This window comes from Kribbella sp. NPDC020701, assembly GCF_055562215.1.
Genome location: NZ_JBVHFT010000012.1, coordinates 75,625 through 87,335, shown reverse-complemented (window position 1 = coordinate 87,335; position 11,711 = coordinate 75,625). Strand labels below are relative to the sequence as shown.

General features: G+C 68.2%; 10 protein-coding genes. 7 read left to right on the top strand and 3 right to left on the bottom strand.

From position 1 onward, the window contains the following. Nucleotides 1-79: 79 nt before the first annotated feature. Nucleotides 80-1,627: a helix-turn-helix domain-containing protein gene (locus tag ACZ3HV_RS27275; RefSeq protein ID WP_465687997.1), complete on the bottom strand. Its 1,548-nt coding sequence runs from the start codon at nucleotides 1,625-1,627 to the stop codon at nucleotides 80-82. A gap of 90 nt (nucleotides 1,628-1,717) precedes the next feature. Here ACZ3HV_RS27275 and ACZ3HV_RS27270 point away from each other — a divergent pair, with 90 nt between their 5' ends. The 3 genes from ACZ3HV_RS27270 (at nucleotide 1,718) to ACZ3HV_RS27260 (ending at nucleotide 4,740) form a co-directional block, all read left to right on the top strand. Next, complete coding sequence (locus tag ACZ3HV_RS27270) at nucleotides 1,718-2,983, top strand: NAD(P)/FAD-dependent oxidoreductase (RefSeq protein WP_465687995.1); 1,266 nt, start codon at nucleotides 1,718-1,720, stop codon at nucleotides 2,981-2,983. A gap of 374 nt (nucleotides 2,984-3,357) precedes the next feature. Next, entirely contained in the window at nucleotides 3,358-3,759 is a 402-nt protein-coding gene (locus ACZ3HV_RS27265) for a VOC family protein (RefSeq protein WP_360369339.1), read from the top strand. A gap of 297 nt (nucleotides 3,760-4,056) precedes the next feature. Then, on the top strand, nucleotides 4,057-4,740 hold the full coding sequence (locus tag ACZ3HV_RS27260; protein ID WP_465687993.1) for a hypothetical protein: 684 nt from the start codon (nucleotides 4,057-4,059) through the stop codon (nucleotides 4,738-4,740). Between the two features lie 33 nt (nucleotides 4,741-4,773). On the opposite strand, the gene trxA is transcribed toward ACZ3HV_RS27260, so the two are convergent. Both trxA and ACZ3HV_RS27250 read right to left on the bottom strand, forming a co-directional pair. After that, on the bottom strand, nucleotides 4,774-5,163 hold the full coding sequence (gene trxA, locus ACZ3HV_RS27255; protein ID WP_360369333.1) for a thioredoxin: 390 nt from the start codon (nucleotides 5,161-5,163) through the stop codon (nucleotides 4,774-4,776). 150 nt (nucleotides 5,164-5,313) lie between these two features. Then, nucleotides 5,314-6,189 carry an aldo/keto reductase gene (locus tag ACZ3HV_RS27250; protein ID WP_465687991.1) on the bottom strand — a complete coding sequence of 292 codons (876 nt, stop codon included), beginning with the start codon at nucleotides 6,187-6,189 and terminating at the stop codon, nucleotides 5,314-5,316. 783 nt (nucleotides 6,190-6,972) lie between these two features. On the opposite strand from ACZ3HV_RS27250, the gene ACZ3HV_RS27245 reads away from it, so the two are divergent. The 4 genes from ACZ3HV_RS27245 to ACZ3HV_RS27230 form a co-directional block, all read left to right on the top strand. Further along, nucleotides 6,973-7,872: a conjugal transfer protein gene (locus ACZ3HV_RS27245; RefSeq protein ID WP_465687989.1), complete on the top strand. Its 900-nt coding sequence runs from the start codon at nucleotides 6,973-6,975 to the stop codon at nucleotides 7,870-7,872. Nucleotides 7,873-7,921: 49 nt separating this feature from the next. Next, nucleotides 7,922-8,209 carry a hypothetical protein gene (locus tag ACZ3HV_RS27240; protein ID WP_465687987.1) on the top strand — a complete coding sequence of 96 codons (288 nt, stop codon included), beginning with the start codon at nucleotides 7,922-7,924 and terminating at the stop codon, nucleotides 8,207-8,209. Then, on the top strand, nucleotides 8,209-8,784 hold the full coding sequence (locus tag ACZ3HV_RS27235; RefSeq protein WP_360369321.1) for a hypothetical protein: 576 nt from the start codon (nucleotides 8,209-8,211) through the stop codon (nucleotides 8,782-8,784). The genes ACZ3HV_RS27240 and ACZ3HV_RS27235 overlap by 1 nt, the downstream gene beginning before the upstream one ends. Further along, the coding region (locus ACZ3HV_RS27230) for an ATP-binding protein (protein WP_465687985.1) at nucleotides 8,781-11,711 on the top strand (2,931 nt) is incomplete at its 3' end. The genes ACZ3HV_RS27235 and ACZ3HV_RS27230, both read left to right, overlap by 4 nt.

The window sequence follows — 11,711 nt, the reverse complement described above, 5'->3', positions numbered from 1 at the left end:
GAAGCCTTGTTACGCAGCGCTGTGGCATAGATCTCAGCGCTGTTGGGAACTCGCGAGAAGCGTTCCGAGGCGTGGGATTTCAGTGCTCCGTCCGCGCCGCCGCGATCTGCAGTTGCAACGCCAGACGCTCCCGCGGATCCGACAGATCGAGGTCCGCGATCTCGCCGATCCGCTTCATCCGGTGCCGCAAGGTGTTCGTGTGCAGATGCAGCGCCCGCGCCGCCCGCTGCGGCTGACCCGGATAGTCGAGCCACGCCTGCAACGTGTCCACGAATCCGGTGTCGTGCTCGATGTCGTGCCGCAGCAGCGTTGCGAGCGGGCCGTCCAGCTTCGTCGTATCGAGTGAGGTGACCGCTCGGTGAACAGTCAGTACGTGCCACGCCTCTTCCACGCGTAACGCCGGTCCGGGTGCGGCACCCCGTCGTACGAGGTTGAGTAGCTCGACCGCTTCGGCGCGGGAGCTCGGCAGGTCGGCCGGACCGCGCGCCGGACCACCCGCCGCGGCGAAGGTGCCCGGTGTGGTCTTGGCCTGCTCCACGACGAGCTTGCGCAACCAGTTCCACGAACCAGGGCCATCGGTGTCCGTGACCACCGCCAGCACAGTCCCGTCGAGATCGGCCAACTGCGGCTCACTCCAGCCGTACCGACGACCGATCGACTCCCATAGGTCGAGTTGCTGCGGTACGTCGTACCCCTCCGGCGAACCGAGTGCGACCACGCGCCATGGTTGCGGCGGGAGTCGTACGTCGACCGGGTTGTCGGGGGAGAACTGCCGAAGGATCGTCCGCAGCCGGTCGATCGCACTCCGCCGCGCCACGTCCGCCTGAGCGCGCAGCCGGAGCAGGTGGAGTGCGAGTACGGATGCAGCGTTGCTGAGCTCCGCAGTGACCTCATCACTCACCGGACCGTCCACAACGGCCCAGATGGACCCCAGCCACTCACCACCGGCCCGCACCGGTACGACGAGGCGCGGGCGGATGCCGTTCGCCCCTTCCGGCACCAGGAACGGATCGCTCGACCGGGCCAGCCGGCGAAAGATGCCACGGGCCCGGAAATGCGCGATCACCTCGGCGGGCACTCGCCGGCCGACGATGGTCGAGACACGGGTGGGGTCGGTGAAGTCCTGGCCGGAGGAGTACGCCAGTACGCGCGACTGGTTGTCCTCGATGGTCACTGGCGCATCGACGATCGCGGCGGCGGCGTCTGCCAGTGCGAACAGCTCCTGGTGTACTCCGGCGTCTCCGGCGGCGGGGGAGTCCGGTGCGGCGGCTCTGTCGATGACGCCGCGCAGCAGCCAGACCACATGCGCCCAGGTGACGCTCGGCTGCAGTGCGACGAGGGTGAGCGGCGATCGCTCGGCTGCGGCGACCACGGTCGGCTCGTGGGCGAGCGCCGTACGCAGAACCACTCCTGAGGCGTTGCCGGCCGCACAGCGCTCCACCAGCTCCACAGCGTCCTCTGCATCACGCAGGCCGAGTCCCAGCACCAGATCGCCCGGCTGACCGGTCGCAGCCTCCTGGGGGTCGGCCAGGAAGACGTCACGGACCTCGCCATCGCCCTTGCCCGGCACCACCACCTCGAACAGGGCAGGTCCAACGGCGACAACCAGGTCAGACGCGGTGATCATGAGGTTATTGTGCTCTGAGCACAGTCATTTGTCCCCTCAATGGTGTGATCGCACCATGACAGCCGCTGATTGTCGACGCACCATCGATACATGGTCGCTGTTGGTTCCACTCACATTGTTCCCGATCGCGTCGCAGTCGTCGGCGCGGGCATGGTCGGACTCGCCACCGCCTGGTTCCTCCAGGAGGCCGGCGTCGAGGTCACCGTGCTCGATCGCGAAGGCGTCGCCGCCGGCGCGTCCTGGGGCAACGCCGGCTGGCTCACGCCCGGCCTGGCCACCCCGCTGCCGGAACCGGCCGTCCTCAAGTACGGCGTCCGTGCGGTGCTGAGCCCGTCCGCACCGGTGTACGTCCCGCCGACCGCGAGCCCGCGGCTCCTTAACTTCCTGACCCGCTTCGCTCGCAACAGCACCGCCGGACGCTGGAAGACCGCGATGGAGTCGCTGGTCCCGATCAACCGGCAGGCGCTGACCGCCTTCGATCTGCTGGCCAAGGCCGGCGTCGAGGCGGAGACGTACGAGGCCAAGTCCTTCCTGGCCGCGTACCGGACAGCGGCCGAGCGGAGCGTGCTGCTCGAGGAGATCGAGCAGATCCACGCGGCCGGCCAGGGCATCGAGTTCGAGGCGATCACCGGTGACGACGCCCGCGAGATCGAGCCGTCGCTGTCCGACGAGATCGGTGCTGCGATCCGGTTGCACGGGCAGCGGTTCATCAACCCGGGCGAGTACGTCCAGCTGCTGGCCGACTCGGTGACCGCGCGCGGCGGGCAGATCATCAGCGGGGTCGACGTGTTGGACATCGTTGACGAGATCCGCGGCGTCCGCCTGATCACCGGCGACGGCGAGACCGACCCGTTCGACGCCGTCGTGATGGCGACGGGTGCCTGGCTGAACGATCTGGCTCGGGACTTCGGCGTACGCACGGTTGTGCAGGCTGGGCGTGGATACAGCTTCAGCGTCCCGATCGCGCACGTGCCGGCCGGCCCGGTGTACTTCCCGGCGCAGCGGATCGCCTGCACGCCGCTGGGCGACCGGCTCCGGGTCGCCGGGATGATGGAGTTCCGCAAGCCCGAGGCGAAGCTCGACCCGCGCCGAATCGACGCGATCGTCGACGCCGCCCGCCCGTTGCTGCGGGACGCCGACCTGGACGCGCGGACCTTCGAGTGGGTCGGCCCGCGGCCGTGCACCCCGGACGGCCTGCCGCTGATCGGCGCGACCGCGTCACCCCGCGTCTTTGCCGCCGGCGGTCACGGAATGTGGGGCATCACCCTCGGCCCGATCACCGGCCAGCTGCTGGCCGAAACCATCACCACCGGAACGACCCCGGAGGAGCTGCGGCCCTTCAATCCGCTGCGCTGACATCTCCTGCACTGACGTCTCCTGCGCTGACATCTCCTGCACTGACGTCTCCTGCGCTGACATCTCCTGCACTGACGTCTCCTGCGCTGACATCTCCTGCACTGACGTCTCCTGCACTGAGATCCCCTGCGCTGACGTCGACGGAGGGACCACAGGCCCTCCACCCTGCGCTGACCACGCCTCGAGCGGCACATTTCTCGGTGATCCCCACCGGGCGGCCCAGCCTCACCTGCCCGCGTCTCTCCGGTTCACCCCTGCCGCTCTGGTCAGCCCCGAAGCGGGCCCTGGCTGAAATCTCCTGCCCAGGGCCCGCTTCGCGTTTTCTGTCGGTGCTGGATGACATGGTGTTTCCTCGACGACGAGGAGGGGCGCTCATGGTGCTGCGGTGGTACACGGTGGTGGTCGATTGCCGCGACGTGCGGAAGCAGGCCGCCTGGTGGGCCGAGGCGCTCGGCTGGAAGACGATCTACGAGACCGACGACGAGTGCGTGAACATCCCCGGCTGGGTCGACGAGGCGGCGATGCGCGACACCCCGTGGGAGCGGATCGGCCCGGGCATGGTGTTCGTGCCGGTGCCGGAGGGCAAGACCGTGAAGAACCGCCTGCACTTCGACTTCGCCCCGCACACCAGCCAGGACCGCGACGCCGAGATCGCCCGGCTGGAGGCCCTCGGCGCTACCCACGTCGACGTCGGCCAGCCCAAAGACGGCTCCTTCACGGTTCTCGCCGACCCCGAAGGCAACGAGTTCTGCGTCCTCAGCTCCCGCGACTCCTGACTACCTTCCCGCGGTCGGGCTGACGAGCTGTTGCCGAGCGGGGCTCTCCGGGAGAGCATCGGCACAACGCGGTACGACGTACGGAGGCAGCCGATGCCCGAGGTGAACGAACGCCCGCCGGCCGCGGCCCCGGGCCCGCAAGCCGGCCAAGCCACACGGCCTGCTCCCCAACCCGGTCCTGCGCCGGCGCCACGACGCCGGAGCCGACCGGGAGATGCGCCGCGCTGGACTGGGAGAGCGCGGCCCGTCGTCGACATCGCCGCTCGCATCCTCTGCCTGCTGCTCGGAGGTGCGTTGGTGGTTGCCGGAATCGTCGGGCTCTTCACCGACGTCGGTGACGGCGCTCTGATCACAGTGCTCGCGGCCGGCCTGCTGCTCCTGATCATGCCGTCGATCGTGGATCGGATTCGCAGGTTGAAGCTCGGCGCGTTCGAGGTGGAGCTCCTCCGCCAGATCGCTGACAGCGCGCGGAAGACCGCCGAGTCGCTGCGGCGGCTCGGGATGGGCCCGGAGCTCGACGCCTACGCGACCATCTACACCGAGCTGAACAGCCCCGAACTGAAGGCCGTCCGCGGACAGGTTCTCGATCGCATCGTCCAGCGGGTGTCACAGGCCGCCGCGGTCGAGAAGTTCGACGAGCAAGAAGTCAAAGACCTCTTCCTGCACGGCTCGCCTGTCGTCCGGGTGCTTGCCCTCGGCCTGATGGAAGGCGACCTCTCGCTGATCGACAGCGGGGTGCTGCTCGACGCGGTCAACCGGTCGCTCACCGGCAACGAGCAGTACCACGCCCTGAGGATCGTCCGGAACGGTTGGGGGCGCCTCACGCCCGCCGAACGCAACCAGCTGCTCACGGCGATCGCGTCGAACCCGCAGATCGAGCGCGCTCCCGACCGGCGCGCCATGGCCGAAGCAATCGGCGAGCTCGCCGGGGTCCCGATCACCTGGCCGCGCCCGGCAACAAGAAATCCGGGGGCTCGCTGAGAGCCCCCGGATTCCTTGAACTGTGTGTGTGAATCAGTGCGTGTGCGGCTCGGCGCCGTGCTCCGCCTCGTGGGCGGCAATCTGGGCGCGGACCTCTTCCATGTCGACCGCCTTGAGCTGGCCGATCAGGTCTTCCAGGTTGGCGGCCGGAAGGGCGCCGGGCTGGGAGTAGAGGACGACGCCGTCGCGCACCGCCATCAGAGTCGGAATCGACCGGATGTCGAACGCCTGGGCCAATTCGACCTGGGCCTCCGTGTCGACCTTGCCGAACGTGATGTCGCCGTGCTCCTCGGACGACTTCTCGAACACAGGTCCGAACATCTTGCACGGGCCACACCACTCTGCCCAGAAATCAACCAGGATGAGGCCGTCTTTACCGACCACCTCGTTGAAGTTCTCCTGGGTCAGCTCGACCGTTGCCACTACGACCTCCGAAAATAGACGACTACAGCGATCTCAACACCGCACCGCCCCCGAGTGTTCCCCGGCGTACGGCGGAGCGGCCGCATCACGTCGTACGTCCGTTTGAAATGACCGGAATGCGGAGCCGGGGCTGTGACCTGGGCCACGCCCTCAGATCGGACTGTCCACGAAGGGTGACGTGTAGTCCTGCACCTCCTCGAGGATCGAGGCAGCGGCCTCCGGGGTGAGGTCGGCCCGCTCACGTTCCGCCACGATCATCTGCTGCAGCAGCCGGGTCTCGCCGGCCGTCGCCAGGCCGGTGATCTCCGGGTGCCCGTTCAGCAGCCAGGCTGTCGCGGCGGTGATGTAGCGCTGCTCGTCGAACGGCCGGTACCACGTGTCGTACGCCTTGTTCTCGCCCTCACGCCAATTGCGCCGGGCAATCATCTTGATCGTCATCAGGGCGGCATCGGAAGCTTTCACCGCTTCGACCAGGCCCGCATAATCGGCGGCGTACTGCGGATCCGTCGAAAGCCGGTAATTCAGCGGCGTCAGCACGCTGTCGAAATCGAACCGGCGCAGACCCTCGGTGTGCACCGACGGTGCCTGCTCGGTGTGCCCGGTGATACCGATCGCCCGGACCATTCCTTCGTCCTTGGCTCGAATTGCGGCCTCGAGCGATCCGCCCTTGCCGGTGACGAGATCGAGGTTCTCCAGATCGCAGACCGCGTGCATCTGGATCAGATCGACGTGATCGGTCTGCAAACGCTCCAAAGATCGGTTGATCTCACTCCAGGCCTCCTCGAAGGTCCGGCGGCCGGTCTTGGTGGCGAGGAAGATGCGGTCCCGGATCTCCGGCATCCGCGGACCGAGCCGGAGCTCGGCGTCGCCGTAGTCCGCGGCTACGTCGAAGTGGTTGATACCGGCGTCGAGGGCTTCCTGGATCGAGGCGTCGGCCCGATCCTGGTCGACCCCGCCGAGCGACGCGGCGCCATAGATCAGTACCGAGCTCTCGTGGCCGAGTCTGCCCAGTCGGCGAGTTTCCATCCTGGTCCTCCAGGGGTAGCAGGGGTACCTCGACCCTATGCCCAGGTACGGCGCTGGCAAGCGGTTGTCCACAGGCGATGTTGACCCCTCGCCACGCGAGAGTTTTCCACAGGCAACGCCACGGATCGGTTACTATGAGTGATCAGTTGTTGGTCTGTGCTCTTACCATGTTCTGCACGGGTTTTCGAACCTGTCTGCGGCGTGTGGCATGGTGTGCGCTGCCCGTGGACCGGAGTGGGTAAAGGAGAGGAGCTATGAGGACGGTACCGAAGGTGTCACGCTTGCCCGATGAACGTGACACGGCCCGCGAGCGGAGTAACAGTATGGCTGCGGGGAGCGATGGAGCATCCGGATCCTGGTCTCAGGTCTCCCGGAGGACAGTTGCTTGCCGTATCGTCCCGGCTACTGTCCGCGTAACTGCTGTCTGAGGGGCAGGTAGCGATGAGTTGGTGGCGAACGGTACTGAATCTGCCGCCAAAAGGTGAGCACTGGTCGGACCAACGTCGTACGAAGAAGCCTGGTAAGGGTCGCTCGCAGAGCACCGCACCGGAGTGGTGGTCCCACCCCGATGGACCGGTGTCACCGACCCCTCGCCAGGCACAGGGTGTAGCGGCGCAGTATTCGGCACCCCAGAAGCCTCCGCCCGCCGGTGGTGTGATGGCGCCACCTCGTCGTCCCTCGGCTCGCCCGCCGGAGAGCTCGGAGCCCGGGCACCGGCCACCCGAACGTTTGAAACAGCGCTCTCCACACAGCTCGCACGCGGCGCCCGTCCCGACCCGCGACGTGCTCGAGCCCGGCCAGGCGCCCTGGTCGACCGAGCCCGAATCGTCGTTCTCCACCTGGGCCCGCCGGTTCTTCCGCGGCCTGGTCGTCGTAGTTCTCCTGCTGGCGGCGATCAGCGGTATCCGTTCGTGGATCAGCCCGAACCGGACCCCGGAGACGGTGGTCAGCGGGCAGAGCAGCTTCCCGTCCAACGAGGCCCGCGCGGTCGCGACCCGGTACGCCGTCTCATACCTCACGTGGGACGAGAACAACGCGGACGCCCGCCCGGCCCAGATCGGCCTCGACCTGGCCGCGGGCCTCGACACCCGGGGCGGGTGGAACGGTCGCGGCAAGCAGACCGCCGGCGTCGCGTACCCGGGTGAGGTCAAGGCCGACTCCAACGGCCTCACCGCGGTCGTCGACGTCCGCGTGCAAGTCCATTCCTTTGTGAAGAAGGGCAACGCCTGGGCTTCCGGCCCGGTTTCGTGGGAGCGCTTGTCGGTGCCGGTCGTCAAGACCGCGTCGCGGGTGGTGGCCAGCGGGCCGCCGACGTTCGTACCGGACGAGCGCGCGGCGCTGCCCGACAACATGCCGGAGGCCGGCGTACCGGATGACGATCTGACCGCGGCGACGCAGAAGGACGCGGAGGCGTTCTTCGGTGCGTACGCAGAGTCGGACAACAAGGTGTCGGCGGTGACCGCGCCGGGTTCGACCATCCGCAGTCTCAACGGCGCGGTGAAGTTCGGCGAGCTGAAGGACTGGCAGGTCTTCACCGGCAACGACGACGAGCGGCGGGCGACCGCTGCCGTCACCTGGGACGGGGTGGGAGAGACCACCCTCGACCAGACCTACACGCTCACGTTGAGGCGTACTGTCGCCACGGACGGAGCACAACGATGGCAAGTGGCTGCCGTCGGATGACATCAGCGACCAGCCGTCGGATGACCGAGGCAACAAGGGAGACACCGCAATGATGACGCACGAACTGGCTGCGAGCGTGGTTCAGCTCGCCGTGCCCATGGCCGACAGCAACGTTCCGACGGGCGCGGATTTCAAAGACTGGGTCCTGGTCATCGCGGGGAACATCTTCATCGCCATCTTGGTGCTGCGCGCCATCGGGCACTACTTCAAGCGCGAGTGGGGCGAGCTGTTCGGCCACCTCGCGGCCGGAGTGCTGGTCGGTGGGCTGATCTACGCCAACAACCAGACCATCAATGTGCTCAAGGGCTTCTGGGGATTGCTGTCCGGAGGTAATTGATGCGCGTCGGCCGTACCCTGACCCACCACTTCGAGATCGAGACCCGGCAGTACGACCTGCTCGGAATCGACCTCGGAGAAGGCGCCCGGCGCCGGATGATCATCTTCGGCGCGGTGATCATCCTGCTCTGGATCGCGATCCTCTTCCCGTTCATCGGCGTACCGCAGAAGGGCACCGTGAGTCTGTACGTCGTTCCGCCGTTCGTGATCACCGCGTTCGGGTGGCGGCCCGGCAAGTTCCATGAACGCCGCCGCCGCGTGACCGAGTGGGCGCTGGCCGTCCGCTACGCGTTGCGCGCCCACCGCCCGATCATCGGTCTCGGCGCCAGGGCCGCCGACAAGACGGAGTACCTGCCATGGCGTGAGCGCGTCGCGACCCACAAGGTGGCGAACCTGGCCAAGGCCAGAGTGACCCCGGAATGGGAACGCGACGCTGTGGTGGAGCTGGATCCGATGGTCCGCGCCGGCGCGGACATCAGCGTGAACCAGCGTGCCCGCCTCCTCGGGGCGGACCACGTGCAACGGGTCAGTCGCAGGAACTCGTCCGGCCGATCGGAGAGACAGGGGCAACGATGAAGATCGCTGACAAACTCCTGAACCTGGTGGGGGTCGGCCGCGAACGCGGTCTGCCGCCACCCCGCCTGGTCGCCATCGCCGACGGCCTGCTGGTCACCGAGCGCAGTGCCGAGGCGTGGTTCCTGATCTCCGTGGCGAACACCGACCTGGCCACCGAGGCCGAGCAGGATGCCGCCCTGGACGCCGCGGTGAGCGCCGCCGCGACCATCCTCGGCGACCGGCTCAGCCACCTGAAGGTCGTCTGGGGCCGCTCCACCGGCCAGGACTACATCGACAGCGTCGGCGGTCACTACCGCCTCGGCGACCACGACGCGTGGGCACAGACCCGGGCCGACCGCATCGACGAGATGCGGATGCCGGAGCGGTACGTCGCCCTCGGCGTACATCTGAGCGACCGCGACCCGCGGGCCACCGCGCAGGTTCGGGGCTCGATCAGCGACGCCCTCGGTACGACGTCGTGGCGGGTGAGCGCCCGTGAGCTCGCCCACCTGGACGAACGCGTCCGCAAGCTCGGCCGGCAGCTCGGCTCCACGGTCTGGCGGGCGCACACCGCGCCGGCCGAGGTGATCTCCTGGCTGATCAGCCGCGAGATGCACCGTGGTGCCGTGGCCGCGCCTCGTCGCGGTCTGATCACCGGCGCCTCGCTGGCCCGGCTGACGTCGGGTCGAGTGGTGCCATACACCGATCACCTGCGGATCTACGATGCGCGTGGCCAGATCGCGGCGTACACGACCGTGCTGGCGATGACCGACTTCCCCGAGGAGCTCGAGACTCCGGGCGCGGGGGAGTGGCTGCGCACGCTGTCGGAGATCAAGGCGATCGATGACGACGGCGAGGAGATCGACGTCACCGTCGAGGCGTCCGTGCGCTTCCGCGTACTGACCAAGAAGACCGCGCGGCACCTGGTCGACGAGACCCGGAAGAGCGCGAAGGAACAACGTAGGTCCGCAGCCAAGGGCACCGCGGAGGAGACCGCCGACGAGATCGTCGAGACCGAGCGCGTGATGCGTGAGGTCAAGCGCGACATCAACCGCAGCGGTCTGACCCTGGTCGAGGATCATCCACGTCTACTGGTCAGCGCGGACACCCGCGAGGACCTCGAGGCGTACGTCGACGCCGTCATCGCGCACTACGCCGACCGCGGCATCACCGTGGCTGCCGGTGCGGACGAGCAGCGTGATCTCTGGCTGGAATCCTTGCCAGGTGACCAGTTGCGCGTCCCCGACCTCGGGCACGTCCGGGAGTCGACCGCGTTCTTCGGGTCCTGGTTCTGGGGCGGTGCGTCGATCGGTGACGCGACCGGTCCCGCGATCGGGTATCTGACCGGGTCCACGCCCGGTCTGGTGCGTTTCGACGCGGCCGCCGGTTCTGCACTCGGCGACGCGACGACCACGTTGTTCTTGGGGCGGTCCGGTCGAGGTAAGACGACCGCCGCGATGATGGGTGGTCTCGACTCCGCGTTCGCCGGTGCTTGGGTGCCGCTTCTCGACCTCAAGGGTGACGCGGCCGGTGTGTCCGCGGTCGCCGCGGAGTACGGCGTGCCCACTGCTGTCATCGAGATCACGGCGCAGTTCTCGGGTGCTGCTGACCTGCTGCGTGTGCTGCCTGTGGACGACGCTTTGCTGCAGGCTCCGTCGCAGCTGATGCTGTTGCTGCCGCCGCATCTGCGTGGTGCTGCTGAGGCTCCGGTCATGGCCGCGACGCGTGCGGAGATCCAGTCACCCGATCCGTCGTCGTGGGGTGTGATCCAGCGGCTGTGTGCCTCCGAGTCGGAGACGACGCGTACGGTCGGTTTCGCCCTACGGGACCTGACTGAGACAGGCCTCGGTTCGGTCGTCGCCGGTCCGCCGTCCGGCCTGTCCTCGCTGACCACGAACCCGGGTCTCTGGGTCGTCCAGATGCCAGGCCTCACCCTGCCCTCGCCCGAGTCGGCACCGGAATCCTGGTCCCCGATCGAACGCGTCGGCATGGCCTGCCTGCGCGGCTGCCTCGCCTGGATGATCCGTACGACGGGCCGCCGCGAGTTCCGCGGTCGCTCGAAGGTCGTCATCGTCCCCGAGGTCCACCTGCTCACCAAGACCCCCGATGGTGCGTCCTTCCTGGACTACATCGCCCGTGTCGGCCGTGCCCTGGGCGCCTCCCTCGTCCTGGACACCCAGGATCCGGCGTCGATCCTGAAGCTGCCCGGTCTGGTCGAGCAGATCACCACCCTGTTCGCCTTCAGCCTGCGCTCCCGCGAGCAGGTCGACTCCCTGCTCGAGCTACTCGGCCGGCCGCAGACAGCGCCGTACCAAACCCTGGTCCGCGGCATCAACACCGCCGCGAACGGCAAGTCCATCCGCCACGGCCACTGCATCATGCGCGACCGCTGGGACGAAGTAGCCACCGTCCAGATCGACATCCCCAGCCAGCAGGTGGCAGCCCTCCTCCGCACCACCCCCGAGTCCGAACACGCGAACGAGCCCACCCAGCCCATCCTCACGGCACCCGAGCCCGAGGACCCCTTCGCCGAAGACGCCTTCGACGAACTCCTGGAACCAGCCGCCACCGCCACAGCCCAAGCCGAAGCCCACACCCAAACCCCCGAACCTCCGGCCCCAATGGCGCCACCCACCCCCACCCCGGCACCCACGGCGTCAACACCGACGCCTCCAACCGCGGAACCTCAGCCCGCCCAGACGGCCCCAGCCGAGCCGGCAACCCCACCCGCCCCCGTAGCCCAACAAAACGGCCACCCCGCCACAGCCAACGGTCACCCCGCTGCCACAAACGGCCAGGCCACCACTGCAAACGGCCACTCCGCCCCTGCGAACGGCCAGCCCGCTACCGCGAACGGCCACTCCGCCCCTGCGAACGGCCAGCCCGCTACCGCGAACGGCCACTCCGCCCCTGCGAACGGCCAGCCCGCTACCGCGAACGGCCACTCC

Excerpts from the sequence above, each read along its gene's own strand:
- ACZ3HV_RS27275 (WP_465687997.1), bottom strand. The coding sequence starts at position 1,627 with ATGATCACCGCGTCTGACCTGGTTGTCGCCGTTGGACCTGCCCTGTTC.
- ACZ3HV_RS27270 (WP_465687995.1), top strand. The coding sequence starts at position 1,718 with ATGGTCGCTGTTGGTTCCACTCACATTGTTCCCGATCGCGTCGCAGTC.
- ACZ3HV_RS27265 (WP_360369339.1), top strand. The coding sequence starts at position 3,358 with ATGGTGCTGCGGTGGTACACGGTGGTGGTCGATTGCCGCGACGTGCGG.
- ACZ3HV_RS27250 (WP_465687991.1), bottom strand. The coding sequence starts at position 6,189 with ATGGAAACTCGCCGACTGGGCAGACTCGGCCACGAGAGCTCGGTACTG.
- ACZ3HV_RS27240 (WP_465687987.1), top strand. The coding sequence starts at position 7,922 with ATGATGACGCACGAACTGGCTGCGAGCGTGGTTCAGCTCGCCGTGCCC.
- ACZ3HV_RS27235 (WP_360369321.1), top strand. The coding sequence starts at position 8,209 with ATGCGCGTCGGCCGTACCCTGACCCACCACTTCGAGATCGAGACCCGG.